This is a genomic window from Streptomyces sp. NA02950, assembly GCF_013364155.1.
In the GTDB taxonomy this organism is placed as follows: domain Bacteria; phylum Actinomycetota; class Actinomycetes; order Streptomycetales; family Streptomycetaceae; genus Streptomyces.
The window spans coordinates 8,702,750-8,719,944 of sequence record NZ_CP054916.1; the positions used below are offsets into that span (position 1 = coordinate 8,702,750).

The window sequence follows — 17,195 nt, forward strand, 5'->3', positions numbered from 1 at the left end:
CAAGCCGCGGATGCGGACGCGCGGAGATGCGAGCATGCGTACGGCAGATGATCGTCCGCGTGAGCAGGGAGCCAGGGTGACGGAGAAGAGGACCGGGAACGACCGGGGCGCCGGAGGCGCCGACGCCCCGCTGGCGGGGTGCGCCGTGCTGGTGACCGGCGCCTCCAGCGGGATAGGGGCGGCCACCGCCCGTTCGCTGGCCCGGCAGGGCGCCGAGCTGGCGCTGGTCGCCCGCCGCACCGACCGGCTCGAGGAACTCGCGTCCGGCATCCGGGAGCGGGGCCGTTCCTGTGTCGCCCTCACCGCCGATCTGCGGGACCCGGCACAGGCCCGCCAGGCCGTCGAGGACGCCGCGGAGCGCTTCGGCCGACTGGATGTGCTGGTGAACAGCGTGGGGTTCGTGGCCACCGGTGATATCGAGGAGGGCGATCCGGACACCTGGGAGCGGATGCTCGACCTCAACGTCAAGGCGGTGCTGCACACCTCGCAGAAGGCCCTGCCGCATCTGCTGCGGGCGGCGGAGGAGGGCCCGCGCGGAGTGGCCGACCTGGTGAGCGTGAGCTCGGTGGCCGGCCGGGTCGCGCGGCCCCACAACGCCGTCTACTCGGCCACCAAACACGCCGTGGTCGCCTTCAGCGAGGCCCTGCGGCAGGAGGTGACCGCACGGGGTGTGCGGGTGGGGGTGGTCGAACCGGGCATGACCGCCACGGAGATGACGGCCGACCCCACCACCGGGGCGGTGGCCCGTGGTATGCCCCGGGAGCTGTGGCTCCAGGCCGAGGACATCGCGCGGTCGATCACCTTCATGGTCACCCAGCCGCCGCATGCCGCGATCAACGAGATCCTGGTGCGGCCGACGGCTCAGTCGCACTGACCAGCGAGGAGGGTGCCGAGGCGGTGGCCTCCGCCCCGGTCCCGCCGGGGGCCGCCGGATCGTCGTCGGGCAGCCGCAGGAAGAGGGCTTGCACCGTGCTGACCACAGAGAGCCCCGCGAAGATCCACATGACCCCGGCGACCCCGAGCGGCCCGATCGCCAGCCCCACGATGGCCGGGCCGATGAAGGTACTCAGCCCCGCCCCGAGGTTGAGCACGGACATCGCGGCGCCCTTGTGCTCCGGGGACAGCGACGGCATCAGCGTGGACAGCGGAACGTATCCGGCGAGCGTGGCGCCGTAGACCACTCCGACGGTCACGGCCACCCACACCTCGGCGCCCGCGGCCAGCGGGACGTAGTACAGCAGCAGGGTGCTGACCGCGCAGCCGGGACCACCGCGGTACGCGACGGTCCGCCGTCGGCCGAGCCGGTCGCCGATCACCCCGAACAGCAGGTTCCAGACGATGTTGCTCATGAACATCGCGCTGAGGACGGTGAGCCAGGAACCCATCGACAGCCCGACGGTGTCGGTGAAGAACAGCGGGAGGAAGACGAGGAAGCCGAACTCGGGAGCGGTGTTGATGGCCCGCACCACACCCCCGATCCCGATCTTCGGCTGCTGCCAGATGATGGTGACGCTCTTGAGGAGGGTGGCGACCGGGCGGCCCTCGGCGACCCGCAGATCGCCGTGTGGTTCGCGGACACGGAGCAGCGCCGTCAGCCCTCCGGCGAGGACCAGCACGAGCGACAGCCAGAGCGTGGTGTACTCGCCGACCACCGGGATGGTGGCTTTGGCGAACAGCGAGCCCAGGGTGGGCAGTCCACCGGTGAAGGCGAACCAGAACTGGATCCGCAGGTCTTGGGGAGGGATCGCGCGTGGTGCGTCGATACGGTCTCATCATCTGTCGAGTGACCAGTAACGGCCGCGGTGTTAATTTTCTCTGGCCGTTGCGCTCATCAGGTGACGGATACCGTCCCGGGGATCACCCGAACGCCGTACGGCGGCGGGTGGAACCACGGTCGGCCGCACCCCGCGGCGGTATGCGTGCCAGATGGTGCACACCGGATGCCACCATCCGTAAGCCGCAGCGCTGACCTGCGTAAACCTTCGGTGCACCCCTTCGCCGACAGCCGTATGGCGAGGCGTCAGTGAGGCGGTGGAGGTACGCCACGGTGGCGTAGCCCGGTGTTCCGCGGGCCCGCCGTACGGCCCACGGCACGGGCCGTGCGGGTGCTCGACCTGCCCCGCCTCGGATGACAGCGTGTGCCGACATGGAGCACAGCCCTGGACCGCAAAACGTGCGCGCGAGGCTGCTGCTGGCCAGCGCCACCATGCTCTTCGTCGAGCTGGCGCTGATCCGGTGGACCGGCGCCAATATCGTCCATCTGAGCTATTTCTCGAACTTCATCCTCTTGGGCTCGTTCCTCGGGATCGGCCTGGGATTCCTCATCCCCGCCGGCCGCGGGCAGTGGCTCACCCGCTGGGCGCCCATTCCCCTGGCCGTCCTGGTCGTCCTGGTACGGGAGTTCCCCGTCCAGGTGCGGCAGAGCAGCGGTGAGGTCATCTACTTCACGGCCGTGAAAACCACCGGACTGCCCCAGTGGGTGACGCTGCCCGTCCTGTTCGGACTGACCGCGCTCATCATGATGGCGATCGGAAAGATGACCGCGGACCTGTTCCGCCGTCTGCCGTCACTGGAGGCGTACCGCTTCGACCTCCTGGGTTCCCTCACCGGGTCGGTGTCCTTCGCGCTGCTGTCCTGGCTGCGCGCGCCATCGGTGGTGTGGGGAGTGATCGCCGCGGTGGCACTGCTCGTACTGGGCGGCCGCCGCAACACCATCCGGTACACGATCCCGCTCGGAGTGATGGTGGCGGTCCTCGCCCTGGAGACGGTGGCGAGCGGTATCTCCTGGTCCCCGTACTACAAGATCGAGACCAAACGCTCGACCTCGTCCGCCCGGGACTACAACATCGCCGCCAACGGGGTGCCGCACCAGAGCATCGCGCCGTTGAAGGAGCTGACCAAGCCGGGTTCACCGTACGACCAGCCCTACCGCGAGACACCGCGCAACTCCCACCGCAACGTCCTGGTCATCGGGGCGGGCAACGGCAATGACGTGGCTCTCGCCCTCGCCCACGGAGCCAAGCGCGTGGACGCCGTGGAAATCGACCCCCGGTTGCAGGAGATCGGTGCCTCGCTGCATCCCGCCCGCCCGTACGACAATCCCCGGGTGCACGTCCACATCAACGACGGCCGGGCCTTCCTGGAGCAGACGAAGACCCGCTACGACCTGATCGTGCTAGCCCTCCCGGACTCCCTGACACTGGTGTCGGGCGCCAGCAATCTGCGCCTCGAAAGCTATCTGTTCACCCGTCAGGCATTCGAGGCGGCACACCGCCACCTCGCTCCCGGCGGTGCGTTCGCCATGTACAACTACTACCGGCAGAACTGGCTCATCGACCGGTTCGGATCCACCCTCACCTCCGTCTTCGGCCACGGGCCCTGTATCACCCACTACGGCAACAAGCGGGCCGCGATCATGGTGGCGGGCGTCACCGCGCACGACCAGTCCTGCACCGGCTCGACGTGGCAGCCCGCCGGCAAGGTGCCCACCGCCGCCACTGACGACCACCCGTTCCCCTATCTGCTGCACCGCACCATCCCCAGCCTCTACATCGGTGTGCTGGGCGCGATCCTGCTGGTGACCCTGCTGTCGGTACGGATGACCGGTGTCCGTATCCGGCGCACCGCCGGCTACGCCGACATGTTCCTGCTCGGGGCCGCCTTCATGCTCCTCGAGACCAAGAACGTGATCGGCTTCGCGCTCTACTTCGGCACCACCTGGCTGGTCAACGCCATGGTGTTCGCGGGTGTGCTGGTCGCCGTCCTCTGCGCGGTGGAAGTGCGGCGCCGGATGCGCCGGATCAACCAGCTCGCCCTGCAACTGCTGCTCTTCACCACCCTGGCCATCGCCTGGCTGATCCCGACCGACTGGGTGCTCGGGTTGCCGTTCGCGGGACGTCTCGCCGCCGCGATCGCCCTGGCCTTCGCGCCCATCTTCTGCGCCAACCTCATCTTCTCCGACCGGCTGGCCGCGGCCTCCGATCCCACGGCGGCCTTCGGGGCCAATCTGCTGGGCGCCCTCACCGGCGGCGCCCTGGAGTACCTGGCCCTCGTCACGGGCTATCAGGCCCTGCTGCTGGTGGTGGCCGTGCTCTACGCGGGCGCCGGCATCGCCATGCGGTTCACCCGTCCTGGTTCCCCCGAGACCCCGGTCCAGGAGCCGATCACCGTGCAGGCGGCGCCGCGCACCTGATGCCCCGCCACCGACCCCGTACGCCACTGCGCACCCCGCCGCCCCCGTGCCCCGGAACACTCCGGGACACGGGGGCGGTCCCCGTGGGGCCACGGGTCACTTGTACATACGGGTCACTCGTACATGATGTAGTCCGGCCGCGGCCGCAGGGCCAGCACCTCCTTGGGGGTCATCAGCCGACTGCCCTCGGTGTCCTCGTCGTAGAAGAGCTTGAAACCGGTGCGCAGGCCCTCCGGCTGGTCCTTGACGAGCTTGTGCCAGGTGCTCCGCTTCATCCCGGGCGACCCGATCCCGTCCGCGCTCTTGATCACCACCACGCCGGGCTGCGGGCGCAGCGCGGACTGGTCGCGTACGACGGAGACGGCCACCTGGTGGTAGACCAGCGGTTTCTGCGGCAGATCGTGCTCCGACACCAGCTTCGACAGATAGCGCGCCACCTCGGTCAGCTCCTTGCCGGTGGTGTGGCCGTAAGCGTCTCCCGGTACCTCGCCGGGGCCCATGTCCCACTCCGGATCCAGCGCTATGCCCACATCGGGGTGGACGAGCCAGCTGCGCAGGGCCTTGACCTCGTCCAGGGCGGAGGCCCGGCCCGGCTGGATGTTCAGCAGCAACAAGGCGTGATGGCGCCGGGCGGCCTGGTGGAAGCGGCGGATCGTGGTGGCGGGCGTCCGCGAGCGGTAGGTGCCGTCCGGGCCCGCGCTGCTGTTGGCGACGGTGGCGAGGAGTTCGAGCACGGGCTGCGGTTCCCGCCCCGCGGCGTAGGACCGTGCCCTCTTCTCGATCTCGGCGACCCGGTCGTCGAGATCGCCGGTGCCCAGGCGGCCGAGCGCCGCCGCGCCGGGCAGTCCGCAGTAGCCCACCAGCCGGTACCGCGACAGCTCCCGGCCACCGCGGGGGAGCTGGGGGCGGCGCTCGGCCGGACGGGTCGGGGCGTTGCGGCCGGACCCCGACGGCGGGCGCTTGGCACCTCTGGAAGGCCCCGGGGACGTGGACGGCCGGGCGGGCGCCGAACCCTTCGCGGGTGCGTCCGAGCCGACTGTCCTGCCTTGCTCGCCGCATCCGGCGACCAGGCCGAGACCGGCCGCCGCCGTCGCCGTGAGCAGTCCGCGCCGGGTGGGCGACGGCACCCCGGGACGGCCCGCACCGTCCCCGGGCCGACGGGCTGACGCATCGCCATCCGGTGTGGTCTTCCCCGATGTGCTGTGAGCCACGTTCCCTCCGTCCGCGGTGCCCGGCCGACGCCGGACACCGGTCTGTTCTGCGGGCCGATGGGGCTGTCCGTGCCCTCGAGCCTCTCCGGAAGGGCCGGAGGTGAAACGGAATCGGTGGCCCGCTCGATGAACTGCGCGGTGCGCTCGGCGCGGACGGGCGGTCCGCCGCGTACCGCGGCACCGTGCATCTGGCCGGTCCCAGTGAGCTCATCGCCGCACGGGTGCTGCCCGCGCCCGCCCCGCTCACCTCCCGGGGTCTTCGGCTGCGGATCACCCTGGGGCCGGCCCAGGACCTGCTGTCGGCTCTGGCCAACGCCCGGGCGGATCTGGTGGTTTCGGCCGTCCGGCCCACCGGGTGGGGGATCACCGCCACCCCGCTGACGGACGAGGAGTTCGTGCTCGTCGGATCGCCCGCACTGGCCCGTACCATCGACCCCGGACGGCTCGGTGAGGACCCGGTCGGAGCGGCTCGCGCATCTGCCGCCGGCCGCCTACGCGGAGGATCTGCCGATCATCCGGCGCTACTGGCGCAGTGAGTTCGGCCGCCGTCCGCCCAACCCCACCACGGTTGTCGTACCCGGCCTCCGGGCGGTCCTGGCCGTTGTGGTCGCGGGCGCGGGGATCCTTGTACTGCCCCGCTGTCCGGCCGAACCCGCCCTGGCGGCGGGGTCCGTGGAGACGCTGCACAGCCCCGAGGTGCCGCCGCTCAACACCGTCTACCCCGCCACCCGCCCCGACGGACTCGGCCGGCCCGCCGTCGCCCTCGTCCGCGACCGGCTGCTGAGCCGCGCCCGCTCCTGCAACACGCTCCAGGTGTGTCGTCCGAGGAGGCCGGTGGGGCGCCCGGACACCCGCTGACGGAGGGCTGACGGCCGGGGCCGAGCCGGGGGGCACCCTGGTGGACACTAGGACGATCCGGCGCGACGAGAGATCCCGAGGAACGACATGACCCTGCTGATCGGCATCGACATCGGCACCTCCGGCTCCAAGGGCGTCCTGGTCAGAACCGACGGCACCCTGCTCGCCCAGGCATCCCGGGAACACCCCACCGACACCCCTCACCCCGGCTGGGCCGAACATGACGCCCGGACGGTGTGGTGGCGGGATCTGACCCATCTCAGCGCCGAATTGCTCGCCGCCGCCCCGGCGGGGGAGCGGATCGGCGCGGTGGGCGTCAGCGGTATCGGCCCCTGTCTGCTGCCCACCGATGCCGACGCCACCCCGCTGCGCCCGGCGATCCTGTACGGGGTGGACACCCGGGCGGGCGAGCAGATCGCCGCCCAGCGGGCCCGCTACGGCGAGTGGCGGGTGCTCGAGCGCTGCGGCTCACCACTGACCAGCCAGGCCATCGGCCCCAAACTGGCCTGGGTGCGGGAGCGGGAGCCCGGGGTCTGGGCCCGCACCCGCCGCTGGTTCATGGCCAGTTCGTATCTGGTGCACCGGCTCACCGGCGCGTACGTCCTCGACCACCACTCCGCCAGCCAGTGCACGCCGCTCTACGACCTGCGGCAGGGCACCTGGATCGAGGAGTGGTGCGAGGAGATCGCACCGGGTGTGCAATGGCCGCCCCTGGTCTGGCCGTCGGAGGTGGCCGGCGAGGTGACCCAGGAGGCCCAGCACACCAGCGGCATCCCCGCGGGCACCCCCGTGATCGCGGGCACCATCGACGCCTGGGCCGAGGCCACGGCCGTCGGGGCCACCGCGCCCGGTGATCTGATGCTGATGTACGGCACCACGATGTTCCTGGTGAACGTGGTCGCCGAGGCCGCCCCCGACCCCCGTCTGTGGTCCACCCGGGGCGCCTTCCCCGGCACCTACTGCCTGGCGGCGGGCATGGCCACCTCCGGCGCCGTCACCGGATGGCTGCGCGACCTCACCGGCACGGACTACGACACTCTGGTGGCCGAGGCCGCGGCCATCGCCCCCGGCGCGGAAGGGCTGCTGATGCTCCCGTACTTCGCGGGCGAGCGCACCCCGCTCTTCGACCCCGACGCACGTGGGCTCGTCCTGGGGCTGACACTGCGCCACGGCCGGGGGCACCTCTACCGCGCGGCGCTGGAGGCCACCGCCTTCGGGGTACGGCACAACCTGTCCGCCATGGAGGCGGCGGGCGGGGACATCCGCCGGGTGACCGCCGTGGGCGGCGGCGCCCGGGCGCTGTGGACCCGTATCGTCTCCGATGTGACCGGACGGGCCCAGGACGTCCCCCGGTACACCACGGGCGCGGCCTATGGTGACGCGTTCCTCGCGGCGGCCGGGACGGGCCGTGCGACGGCGGCGGACATCGCCGCGTGGAATCCGGTCGCGCACACGGTGGAACCCGACCCGGCGACCGCGGGGACGTACGACGACCTCTACCGCCTCTACCGCGAGCTGTACCCGGCCACCCGCGACGCGGCACACGCCCTGGCCGCGCATCAGCACGCCGCCGCGGGCTGGACACCGTCCTAGTCGCGTCGGCGGTGGCACCGCTGCCGTGCCACCGCCTACCGTGGGGCGAGTACCCGGACCGGCTCATCCGCGAGGAAGGCACGGATGTCCTCGACCGCCTGAGTGAAGAACCGTTCGTAGTTGTTCCGCGTCACATAGCCCAGATGCGGTGTGGCCAGCAGATTCGGCAGCGAACGGTAGATGTGGTCCGACGCCAGCGGCTCCTGCTCGAACACATCGACCCCCGCGCCCGCGATCCATCCGCCGCGCAGGGCGTCCGCGAGCGCCCGCTGATCCACGATCGCCGCGCGCGCGGTGTTGACGAGGAACGCGCCGGGCCGCATCCGCCGCAGCTCCGCCGCGCCCAGCAAACCCCGGCTGCGTTCGCTGAGCACCAGGTGCACCGAGACGACATCGCTGGTCTCCAGCAAGTCCTCCATGGACGAGGCAAGCCGGACACCTTCGGCCTCCGCCCGCTCCGCCGTCAGATTCCGGCTCCAGGCGGCCACCTCCATGCCGAACGCCTGGCCGATCCGTGCCACGTTGGTGCCGATCCTGCCCAGCCCCAGCAGTCCGAGACGGCTGCTGTACAGGTCGGTGCCGACCGTGCTCTGCCATGGCCCGCCGTCCCGCAGCGCGGTGCTCTCGGGCACCAGATGGCGGACGAGGCCGAGGATCAGCGCCCAGGTCAGCTCGACGGCCGGCTCCGAACCGCTCGCCGTACCGCAGACGGTGACCCCGTGCCGCGCGGCCGCCGCCAGATCCACGGAGGCGTTGCGCATCCCCGTGGTGACGAGCAGTTCCAGACGTGGCAGCCGGGCGAACACCTCTGCCGGGAACGGGGTGCGCTCCCGCATGACGACCACGATCTCGCAGTCCCCGACCGACTCGACCAGCGCGTCCTGATCGGCGATGTGCTGCCGGTGCACGACCACGTCCACCGTGTCGCGCACCTGCGACCAGTCGGCCATCGACAGCGCCACGTCCTGGTAGTCGTCGAGCACCGCGCAACGCCGCTTCATCGTTGTCCTTCCGCCGGTACGGGTAGGTTGTTTCTACCACCGGGCGGATGCGGCCGTGGCGGGCCGGGGCTCACCCCAGGGTCGCGGACAGCACCTCGGCGAACTCCGCCGGATGCTCGGCGAGGCCCACATGTCCACCGGGGAACTCCACCACCTCACCGCCGAATCGCTCGGCGAGCAGCGCGGCCGGACGCCGGAGGAGCTGACCTCGGGAGTCCCGGCCCGCGGCCAGAACCAGCCGGTCCGCCACACTCTCCAGCGCGGCCACATCCGGGACGTGGGCGGTGAACTGGCGCAGGATGTGCTCCAGGAAGTAGGGGGTATTGGCCTGCATCCGGCCGAGCACCGGGGCCAGATGCGGCGGCAGCTCGTCCATCGGCGGGCTCTGCGGCCGGTCCTCGGGCGGCCGCCGCTCGCTCTCCTGGTCCCCGCCGCCGGTTCCGGCGCTCATCGTGGCCATCGCCGCCGCGACCCCCTCACGGCGGTACGCCGAGTGCACCTCGGCGAAGAAGGCCCGGTGGTGCTCGGCGTCGGGCAGCAGCTCCACCACCGGAGGCTCGTGGGCCACCACCCGCCGCAGCCGCTCCGGATGGCGGGCCAGCAGATCCAGCGCGGCGATGGCGCCGGAGCTGGTGCCGAACACACAGGCCGGTTCGCCGTCCGGTGCCACCTGCTCGAGCAGGAGGTACGCGTCCTCGCTGTGCCGCTCGGGGCGCTGATCCTCCAGCGGGCCGTCGAGCGGGCTGCGGGACATCCCGCGCGGGTCGTAGGAGACCACCGTCCAGCGGTCGGTGAAGACGGGCGCCACCGCGTCGAAGAGGGCGGCGTCGGCGGATCCGCCCGGTATCAGCAGCAGCACCGGGCCGCTGCCGCGCACCTCGTAGTGAAGGGTGGCGCCGGGCACCCGCAGGGTGCCGGTCGTGGGTTCGGCGCTGAGGTGCGTGTTCATGAGGTGCGTCGCTTTCCGCTCGTTCGGGACCCAGTAGAGGGCCAGTGCTCCAGTGCGATGTGCAGGGCCGCGACGGTCCGCTCCCATGACGCCCCGAGGTCACGGGGGTGTCCGAAGCCGCCACCGGCCTCGAGACTGACGAAGCCGTGGAAGGTGCTGCGCAGCAGCCGAACCGCGTCGGTCAGATCGGGCTCCGACAGCCCGTAGCCACGCAGCATCGAGTAGGTCAGCTCGATCTTGCGCCGTGCGCCCGCCGATTCGGCGGCCAGGGCGGGGTCGATCTGGATCTGGGTGGCGGCGTACCGGCCGGGGCGCTCCAGTGCGTAGGTGCGGTAGGCGTCGGCGAACGCCACCAGCGCGTCCTTGCCCGACCGGCCCGCCACCGCCGCCCCGAAGTGGTCCGCGATCTCGTCCGCGGCCAGCAGGGCGATCCGTGCCCGGAGCTCGGACACGTTCTTGATGTGCGAGTAGAGACTCGCGTCCTTGACGCCGAAACTCCGCGCGAGCGCGGACATCGTGACGTTGTCCAGTCCGACGATGTCCGCCAGATCCGCTGCCGCCCGCACCACGCGATCGGTCGTCAGACCGGCACGAACCATGTGCCACCTCCGTGTTGCTCATAAAACCTAGGGCTCCTAGGAACAAAGCTAATATACACAGGAAGTGTGGATGCGCACATCGATTGATCCGCCGGTGGGGCCGGGTCCGGCGATCCGCGGACTGCCGCACACACCACCGCAACCAACGCCACCATCAGGTGTTCTGACGTCTCGTCATCACGTTTACGGCGCCACTCTTCCGGATGACATCCCAGGTCCGCACACGATGTCCCCGGCCCGTTTCTTCACCGGAAGTTGGCCTCTCACGAGGGATCCGGACGGCTCCAGTTGTTTTGCGTCGTTGCACACCGGGCACCGCACACTCCTGATAGCAGGCATAATCGCAGCTGCGATGGGCGCAGAGGCCCAGAAAGGGGACGAATGATGGCGCACGCGTTGAGCGCGGACAGCAGTGTCGGATCCACCATCGAGGCACTGGAGGCGGAACTCCCTGAGCTCCAGAAGCAACAGCAGGCCCTCAAGGACGATTTGGAGGCCGTCACCAAGCGGCTGGAGGCGGTCAGCACCGCTCTGAGCAGCCTTCAGCTGCTCTCCACCGGAGCGGTGTCGCCCACGGAGGCGGCGACCGCCGTGGCCGTGGCGGCGTCGGTTTCCGAGCCGGCCGCCGATGACGGGGCCGCCCCCGCCGCGGACGTGGCCACCGAGGTGGCCGAGGAGGGCGGTGCCGCCGCCCGCACGTCCGCCGCCACGCGCAAGGCGGCCATCGGCCGTCAGCGCAGCAGGGGCAAGGCGAAGCCGGCCACCGGACGGGCCACCAAGACCGCGTCCAAGAAGACCGCCGTCGCCAAGAAGGCCACCAAGAAGGCCGCGGCCAAGGCACCGAAGTCCACCAAGACCGCGGTGAAGGCCACCAAGGCGCCCAGGACCGCCGCCAAGGCCGCCAAGTCCGTGGTGAAGGCCACCGACAAGGCCAAGGAGACGGGTACCGGTTCCGAGCGCGCCACCGGCCTCGCGGACAACGTGCTCGCCGCCCTGCGCAAGGCCGGTCGCCCGATGCGCGCTTCCGAGGTCAACGACGCGCTGGGGCGCGAGGAGACGCGTACCAACGTCAACTCGGTGCGCAACACCCTCGAGCGGCTGCGCTCGACGGACCGGGCCCAGCGCTCCGGCCGTGGCCTGTACGAGGCCGCGGCCACGAGCTGACGGCCTGGTGTCGCGCCCGGTCGGCACCTGCGTACCGGCCGGCCCTCCTCACCGCCGCGACCCCGCCACTCCACCGCCACCCACGGGCAGCGGTGTTGGCGACGGCCGGTCGCACGGCACATGAGGCCGGGCTGACGCGGTCCGCGGGGTCGACGGCCGGCGCGGAGCGGCCCCGGGAGAGGGTGGATCCGCAAGCTTCGGCGGTCCGGAACCCGCCGAAGACACGGTCCATCCTCTCCCGCCCGGTCCCGCCGCGCCCGCCGGTGCCATCAGCCGCCGGGCACCCCGGCCGCGGGGTGGCACCGTCGCCACCACACCGGCGGGGCCACCGCGTCGGTAACCCATCCGCGCCCGGGCGCTCCGTTCAGCGCGGCGCCGCCGTGCCCCGCACCGTCTCGGCGAGCCGGGCGGCGGCGTCGTCCGCGAACAGCTCACGGCCCGCCGCGATCCGGCGCTCACGTGTCCCGGACGGCACGGTGAGCACATCCAGCAGCCGCAGCAGCTCCCATGAGTCCGCCGCGTGGTCGGACAGGCCCAGGGCGGCCATTCTGCGGACACCTTCCCGGCCGTGCCCCGGGATCGGGCGGTAGCCCACCACGGGGACACCCGTCGCCAGCGCCTCCAGTGCGGTCTGCCCGGCGGCGTTGTCCACCAGGGCCCGTGAGGCCGCCAGCAGACCCGGCATGTCCGGCTCCCAGCCGAGGGCCGGCACCTCCGGCCACCGCGCCAGCCCACGGCGCAGCCGCTCGTCCCGGCCGCAGAGCACCACCGGCAGATATCCGCCGCCGGACAGCAGCCGTGCCGTCTCCGCCACCCGTGACCCGGCCCCCCACGCCCCGACCGACAGCAGCACCGGTGGCCTTCCGGGCGCCGCGGCGGTGAACCGCCGCCGCCAGTCGTCGGCGCCCGCCGCCGGGGCGAAGAACCGCGCGGCCACCACCGGACCGGTGGCCGTGGCCGGACGTCCCAGCGCCCGGCGCACGGTCTCCGCGGCCTCGGCGGAGACACACAGGTAGCGGTCGTTGCCCGGATGCAGCCACTGCCGGTGCACCGAGAAATCGGTGACGACAACCACGCTCGGTACGGACAGCGCACCGCGCTCCCGAAGCCTCCCGGTGAGCTGCGCGGCGAGATGGAACACCGGGACGACCGCGTCCGGCCGCAGCCGCTCCACGGTGTCCAGCAGACGGCCCTCGGCGAGTGCGGCCAGGGGCGCGGTACCGGGCCGCGGACCGGGGCCGGGGCGGAAGAACGCCCGGTAGATGCCCGCGTACAGCACCGGGGCACGGCGGATCGTCGTCCGGTAGAAGGACCGCAGCCCCACACCCACCCCGGCGGGCAGCAGATCCAGCACATCGACCCGGTCCGCCCGGTGCCCCATCGCTTCCAGTCTGCGCACCAGCTCGCCCGCCACCGCGTCGTGCCCCGCGCCCATACCGGCGCTCACCACCAGCAGACGGCCGGTGGCGGGGGTGCCGGAACGATCGGGCAGGGGACGCATGAAACACCTCCGATGGTGCGAGGCGCGCCAGGACATGGCTCACTGGAGGTATCCGCTCCGCGTGCCGTCAAACGGCGCACCCCACGGCCGGTGACCCGACCACCGCCGGTCCGCAGTGAGACAGGGAGATGCCATGATCCGCCCCCTCCCGGACGCACACCTCCACCACGGCACGGTCCGGGACACGGGGCGGCCCACCGGTGCCGGGACCAGGATCGCGCTGGTGACCGGCGCCTCGTCGGGTATCGGCGCCGCCATCGCCGACCGGTTCGCCGCCGAGGACGACTGGCGGCTGCTGGTCAGCGGGCGCGACCGGGAACGGCTGGCCCGGGTGGCCGGGAGGACCTCGGCCATCGCCCTCCCCGCCGATCTGGCCGCCCCGGAGGGCAGCCGGGAGCTGGTGCGCGACGCCCTCGGCGCCGCCGGCCGGATCGATCTGCTGGTGGCGGGGGCGGGCGTGGGCTGGGCCGGGTCGTTCGCCACCATGCCACCGGCCGCCATCGAGCGGGTGGTCGGAGTCGATCTGCTGGCCGCCGTACGGCTCGTCCGCACCGCACTGCCCCATATGCTCGAACGGCGGCGCGGACACATCGTGCTGATCGGATCGATCGCGGGCAGCCTGGGTGTCCGCGGCGAGGCGGTGTACTCCGCCGCCAAGGCGGCCCTCGGTGTCTTCGCCGACTCCCTGCGCTACGAGCTGCGGCGGGGCGGAGTACGGGTCACCCATGTGGTCCCCGGTGTGGTGGACACCCCGTTCTTCGCCCGCCGCGGCACCCCGTACACCCGCGCACACCCCCGGCCGCTGCCGCCCGAACGTGTCGCCGACGCGGTCTGGGACGCCGTCGCACGGGGCCGCGACGAGGTCTACGTACCCGCCTGGCTGCGGCTGCCCGCACTGGTCCACGAGGTGGCGCCGGGGCTCTACCACCGGCTGGCCTCCCGCTTCGGGTGACACCCGGTGGACGCCCTGACCGTCCTGCTCGCCCTGCTGTCCGCACTGGGCAACGGAGCGGCGTCGGTGCTCCAGCGACGGGCCGCGATGGACCAGGAACGGGAAGAGCCGGGCGGACAGGGCCTCGGCCACGCCGCACGGCGGCTGGGCCGGCTGCTGTGCCGCCCGTTCTGGCTGGCCGGGGGAGCGGCGATGGTGGTGTCGGCGGTGGCCCAGGTCGGGGCGCTGGCCGTGGGACGGCTCTCCGTCGTCCAGCCCCTGCTCGTCAGCGAGCTGCTGTTCACCCTGGTCGTCGGCAGTCTGGTGTTCCGGCAGCGTCCGGACGGCCGCACCTGGCTGGCGTTTGTGATGCTCGCCGCCGGTCTCGCGCTGTTCCTCCTCGCCGCCGACCCCTCGCGGGGACAGGGCACGGCGCAGAACGGCCGCTGGCTCCCGGTGGGTGTGGCCGTGGTGCTCGCCGTGGCGGCCCTGGCGGCGGTCGCCCGCGCTGTGCACGGAGCGGCGCGCGCCGCCGTCCTCGGCTGTGCCACCGCCGCGTGTTTCGCCTGCACCGCGGCCCTGATCAAGGAGTTCACCGGCAGGTTCTCCGACGGCGTGGCCGCGCTGTTCACCAGCTGGCCGCTCTACTCCGTGTGCGTGGTCGGGCTGCTGAGCTTCCTGCTGTTGCAGAGCACCCTGCGCGCGGGCACCCTGGCGGCGTCGCAGCCCGCGCTCACCCTCGGTGACGCGCTGGTGAGCATCGTGCTGGGCTGGGTGCTGTTCGGTGAACGCGTCGAACTGGGGCTGCGCGTCCTGCCGGAGGCGGTCGGTGTCGCCCTGATGGCCGCCGGGATCGTCGGCCTGACCCGCTCGCCCGCCATGGCGGGCGGCTGGGACGCCGACGCACCCCAAGTGGCCCGGCCCGCCGCCGCCCCCACGGCGGACGTCCCCGGCCGACGGGACGGACCCGGGGACCGGGGGCGGGACCGATGAGCGCCCGCCACCGGTCCCAAGCGATGGCGCGGAACACGGCGCTGCTGGTGGCCGCCGCCCACGCGGTCCCGGCCGGTACCTGGCTGGCGGGTCCGCGGCGCGCCCTGTTCCCGGCGCTCGCGGGCTCCGGCCGCCACGACCATGTGGCGCTCACCTTCGACGACGGCCCCGATCCCCGGTCCACCCCGCGTTTCCTGGACGTCCTCGACGTGCTGGCGGTGCGGGCCACGTTCTTCGTCCTGGGCGACAGTGTGGTGCGCTATCCGCGGACCACGCTCGACATCGCCCGCCGCGGCCATGAACTCGCCGTCCACGGCTGGACCCACAGCCGCCCCTGGCTGCCCACGGTGACCCGGGACGCCCGTGAGGTCGCCCAGGCCGCCCGGGCCGTGCGGATGGCCACCGGCTCGGTGCCGCTGTGGTACCGGCCGCCGTACGGCATTCTGACGGGTGGCCGCTGGCTCGCGGCGCTCCGGGCCGGGCTCCGGCCCGTTCTGTGGTCGGCCTGGGGGCGCGACTGGTCGGCGGACGCCACCCCCCGCTCGGTGCTCGCCACCGTACGGCGCGATCTGCGCGGCGGCGCCACCGTGCTGCTGCACGATTCCGACCGGGCGTCAGCGATGGGTTGCTGGCGCGCCACGCTGGCCGCACTGCCCGCCCTGGTGGCCGAATGCCGGGCGAACGGCCTGGAGGTGGGGCCGCTGGCCGACCACGGACCGCCCGGGTTCATTCGGTGAGCCGGGCCATCCTCCGGGGGTCGACGATGCGGTCGAAGTCCTCGGCGCCGATGTGGCCGCTGGCGATGGCGGCCTCGCGCAGGGTGGTTCCCTCGTCGGCCGCCATGTGCGCGATCTGGCTCGCCTTGTCGTAGCCGAGCTCCGGGCAGAGAGCGGTGACCAGCATCAGCGAACGCGCCAGCTGGTCGTCGATGCGTTCACGGTTCAGCTCCGCGCCCTCGACACAGTGGACCCGCAGCTTCTCGCACGCGTCGGCGAGGATCCGGGCGGAGTGCAGCACGTTGTTGATGACGAGCGGCCGCATCGTGTTGAGCTCGAAATTGCCCTGACTGCCCGCCAGCGCCACACTGCTGTCCTCCGCCAGCACCTGGGCGCACACCATCATCATCGCCTCGCACTGGGTGGGGTTCACCTTGCCGGGCATGATGGAACTCCCGGGTTCGTTGGCCGGCAGGATCAGTTCCCCGATACCGCAGCGGGGGCCGGACGCCATCCAACGGATGTCATTGGCGATCTTCATCAGCGGGACGGCGAGGGCCCGGAGCCCCGCGGACGCGGCCACCATGGCGTCCAGACTGCCCTGCGCCGCGAAGGAGTTGGCCGCCACCCGGAACGGATGCCCGGTCGCCTGTGCGATCTCCTGGGCCATCGCGGCGCCGAAGCCCTCGGGCGCGTTGAGACCGGTGCCGACCGCGGTGCCGCCGATGGCCAGCTGGTACAGGCCGGGCAGGGTGGCGCGCAGCCCCTCGATCGCGTCGGACAGCTGGGCCGCGTAGCCGGACCACTCCTGTCCCACGGAGAGCGGGACCGCGTCCTGGAGATGGGTGCGGCCGGTCTTGACGACGTCGTACCAGGCGCGGGACTTGGCGGCGACGGCCTCCTGAAGCAGGCTCACCCGGGGCAGCACATCGTCGTGCAGGGAGCGCACGGTGGCGATGTGCATGGCGGTGGGGAAGGTGTCGTTGGACGACTGTCCCATGTTGACGTGGTCGTTGGGGTGCACCGGGTCCTTCGACCCCAGCACCCCGCCGACCAGCTGGATCGCACGGTTGGCGATGACCTCGTTGACGTTCATGTTGACCTGGGTGCCCGACCCGCTCTGCCACACGGGGAGCGGGAAGTGGTCGTCCAGCGCGCCCGAGACGACCTCGTCGGCGACATGGGCGATCAGATCGGCCTGCCAGCCCGCCAGTCGCTCCTCACGGCCGTTGACCAGCGCCGCGGCCTTCTTGATGGAGCCGTAGGCGTGGTGGACGGCCCGGGGCATCCGGTCCTCGCCGATCGAGAAGTGGATCAGCGCCCGCTGGGTCTGGGCCCCCCAGTACCGGTCGGCGGGCACATCGATCGTCCCCAGCGCGTCCGACTCGCGGCGGCGGCCGGTGGCGTCGATCCGCGTGGGCAGATCCCACACCTTCGGGACGCTCTCCCCGCCCTGGCGCCCGGGGCGCTTGGTCATCGCCGCAGCC

16 protein-coding genes are annotated in these 17,195 nt (G+C 72.2%); 9 read left to right on the forward strand and 7 right to left on the reverse strand.

Annotated elements, in window-relative coordinates:
- Positions 1 to 76: 76 nt before the first annotated feature.
- Positions 77 to 874: an SDR family oxidoreductase gene (locus HUT19_RS37365; protein ID WP_254885989.1), complete on the forward strand. Its 798-nt coding sequence runs from the start codon at positions 77 to 79 to the stop codon at positions 872 to 874.
- Here the strand turns inward: HUT19_RS37365 and HUT19_RS37370 are convergent.
- Positions 834 to 1,763, reverse strand: coding sequence for an MFS transporter (locus tag HUT19_RS37370; protein ID WP_176187759.1), 930 nt, complete (start codon positions 1,761 to 1,763; stop codon positions 834 to 836). The two genes, HUT19_RS37365 and HUT19_RS37370, sit on opposite strands and share 41 nt — an antisense overlap.
- A 410-nt stretch (positions 1,764 to 2,173) precedes the next feature.
- Here HUT19_RS37370 and HUT19_RS37375 point away from each other — a divergent pair, with 410 nt between their 5' ends.
- On the forward strand, positions 2,174 to 4,192 hold the full coding sequence (locus HUT19_RS37375) for a spermidine synthase (RefSeq protein WP_254885991.1): 2,019 nt from the start codon (positions 2,174 to 2,176) through the stop codon (positions 4,190 to 4,192).
- A gap of 113 nt (positions 4,193 to 4,305) precedes the next feature.
- Here HUT19_RS37375 and HUT19_RS37380 read toward each other — a convergent pair whose 3' ends face one another.
- Positions 4,306 to 5,403 (reverse strand): hypothetical protein, encoded by a 1,098-nt coding sequence (locus HUT19_RS37380; protein ID WP_254885992.1) that lies wholly within the window; start codon positions 5,401 to 5,403, stop codon positions 4,306 to 4,308.
- 182 nt (positions 5,404 to 5,585) lie between these two features.
- Here HUT19_RS37380 and HUT19_RS43660 point away from each other — a divergent pair, with 182 nt between their 5' ends.
- The 3 genes from HUT19_RS43660 to HUT19_RS37390 all read left to right on the forward strand — a co-directional run bounded on the left by HUT19_RS43660 (position 5,586) and on the right by HUT19_RS37390 (position 7,854).
- Positions 5,586 to 5,939 (forward strand): LysR substrate-binding domain-containing protein, encoded by a 354-nt coding sequence (locus tag HUT19_RS43660; RefSeq protein ID WP_254885993.1) that lies wholly within the window; start codon positions 5,586 to 5,588, stop codon positions 5,937 to 5,939.
- Positions 5,851 to 6,261 carry a LysR substrate-binding domain-containing protein gene (locus HUT19_RS43665; protein ID WP_254885994.1) on the forward strand — a complete coding sequence of 137 codons (411 nt, stop codon included), beginning with the start codon at positions 5,851 to 5,853 and terminating at the stop codon, positions 6,259 to 6,261. Before HUT19_RS43660 ends, HUT19_RS43665 begins: the two co-directional genes overlap by 89 nt.
- 87 nt (positions 6,262 to 6,348) lie before the next feature.
- Positions 6,349 to 7,854: an FGGY-family carbohydrate kinase gene (locus HUT19_RS37390; RefSeq protein ID WP_176185165.1), complete on the forward strand. Its 1,506-nt coding sequence runs from the start codon at positions 6,349 to 6,351 to the stop codon at positions 7,852 to 7,854.
- Between the two features lie 35 nt (positions 7,855 to 7,889).
- Here the strand turns inward: HUT19_RS37390 and HUT19_RS37395 are convergent, their stop codons facing one another.
- The 3 genes from HUT19_RS37395 to HUT19_RS37405 form a co-directional block, all read right to left on the reverse strand.
- Entirely contained in the window at positions 7,890 to 8,855 is a 966-nt protein-coding gene (locus HUT19_RS37395; RefSeq protein ID WP_176185167.1) for a D-2-hydroxyacid dehydrogenase family protein, read from the reverse strand.
- A 70-nt stretch (positions 8,856 to 8,925) separates the two neighbouring features.
- On the reverse strand, positions 8,926 to 9,804 hold the full coding sequence (locus tag HUT19_RS37400; protein WP_176185169.1) for an alpha/beta fold hydrolase: 879 nt from the start codon (positions 9,802 to 9,804) through the stop codon (positions 8,926 to 8,928).
- Positions 9,801 to 10,403, reverse strand: coding sequence for a TetR/AcrR family transcriptional regulator (locus HUT19_RS37405; RefSeq protein WP_176185171.1), 603 nt, complete (start codon positions 10,401 to 10,403; stop codon positions 9,801 to 9,803). The genes HUT19_RS37400 and HUT19_RS37405 overlap by 4 nt, the downstream gene beginning before the upstream one ends.
- A 381-nt stretch (positions 10,404 to 10,784) precedes the next feature.
- Between HUT19_RS37405 and HUT19_RS37410 the strand changes: the two genes are divergently transcribed.
- A complete protein-coding gene (locus tag HUT19_RS37410; RefSeq protein WP_254885995.1) occupies positions 10,785 to 11,567 on the forward strand; it encodes a prephenate dehydrogenase in 783 nt (260 codons plus the stop codon).
- Between the two features lie 364 nt (positions 11,568 to 11,931).
- On the opposite strand, the gene HUT19_RS37415 is transcribed toward HUT19_RS37410, so the two are convergent.
- A complete protein-coding gene (locus tag HUT19_RS37415; RefSeq protein WP_254885996.1) occupies positions 11,932 to 13,068 on the reverse strand; it encodes a galactosyldiacylglycerol synthase in 1,137 nt (378 codons plus the stop codon).
- A 133-nt stretch (positions 13,069 to 13,201) separates the two neighbouring features.
- Between HUT19_RS37415 and HUT19_RS37420 the strand changes: the two genes are divergently transcribed.
- Genes HUT19_RS37420 through HUT19_RS37430 form a run of 3 tightly spaced genes read left to right on the forward strand, consistent with a single transcriptional unit; the run spans position 13,202 to position 15,729 of the window.
- Entirely contained in the window at positions 13,202 to 14,020 is an 819-nt protein-coding gene (locus HUT19_RS37420) for an SDR family oxidoreductase (RefSeq protein WP_176185173.1), read from the forward strand.
- A gap of 6 nt (positions 14,021 to 14,026) precedes the next feature.
- The gene (locus HUT19_RS37425; protein ID WP_176185175.1) at positions 14,027 to 14,992 is read left to right on the forward strand and encodes a DMT family transporter; all 966 of its coding nucleotides are present in this window, start codon (positions 14,027 to 14,029) and stop codon (positions 14,990 to 14,992) included.
- A complete protein-coding gene (locus HUT19_RS37430) occupies positions 14,989 to 15,729 on the forward strand; it encodes a polysaccharide deacetylase family protein (protein ID WP_254885997.1) in 741 nt (246 codons plus the stop codon). The genes HUT19_RS37425 and HUT19_RS37430 overlap by 4 nt, the downstream gene beginning before the upstream one ends.
- On the opposite strand, the gene fumC is transcribed toward HUT19_RS37430, so the two are convergent.
- Positions 15,719 to 17,185, reverse strand: a complete 1,467-nt coding sequence (gene fumC, locus HUT19_RS37435; RefSeq protein WP_176185177.1) for a class II fumarate hydratase — start codon at positions 17,183 to 17,185, stop codon at positions 15,719 to 15,721. The genes HUT19_RS37430 and fumC overlap by 11 nt on opposite strands.
- Between the last annotated feature and the right edge of the window lie 10 nt (positions 17,186 to 17,195).

What these genes read in the sequence shown, in the direction of transcription:
- HUT19_RS37390 (WP_176185165.1), top strand. Translation starts at nt 6,349, where the DNA reads ATGACCCTGCTGATCGGCATCGACATCGGCACCTCCGGCTCCAAGGGC.
- HUT19_RS37395 (WP_176185167.1), bottom strand. Translation starts at nt 8,855, where the DNA reads ATGAAGCGGCGTTGCGCGGTGCTCGACGACTACCAGGACGTGGCGCTG.
- HUT19_RS37410 (WP_254885995.1), top strand. Translation starts at nt 10,785, where the DNA reads ATGATGGCGCACGCGTTGAGCGCGGACAGCAGTGTCGGATCCACCATC.
- HUT19_RS37405 (WP_176185171.1), bottom strand. Translation starts at nt 10,403, where the DNA reads ATGGTTCGTGCCGGTCTGACGACCGATCGCGTGGTGCGGGCGGCAGCG.
- HUT19_RS37420 (WP_176185173.1), top strand. Translation starts at nt 13,202, where the DNA reads ATGATCCGCCCCCTCCCGGACGCACACCTCCACCACGGCACGGTCCGG.
- HUT19_RS37415 (WP_254885996.1), bottom strand. Translation starts at nt 13,068, where the DNA reads ATGCGTCCCCTGCCCGATCGTTCCGGCACCCCCGCCACCGGCCGTCTG.
- HUT19_RS37430 (WP_254885997.1), top strand. Translation starts at nt 14,989, where the DNA reads ATGAGCGCCCGCCACCGGTCCCAAGCGATGGCGCGGAACACGGCGCTG.
- HUT19_RS37400 (WP_176185169.1), bottom strand. Translation starts at nt 9,804, where the DNA reads ATGAACACGCACCTCAGCGCCGAACCCACGACCGGCACCCTGCGGGTG.
- fumC (WP_176185177.1), bottom strand. Translation starts at nt 17,185, where the DNA reads ATGACCAAGCGCCCCGGGCGCCAGGGCGGGGAGAGCGTCCCGAAGGTG.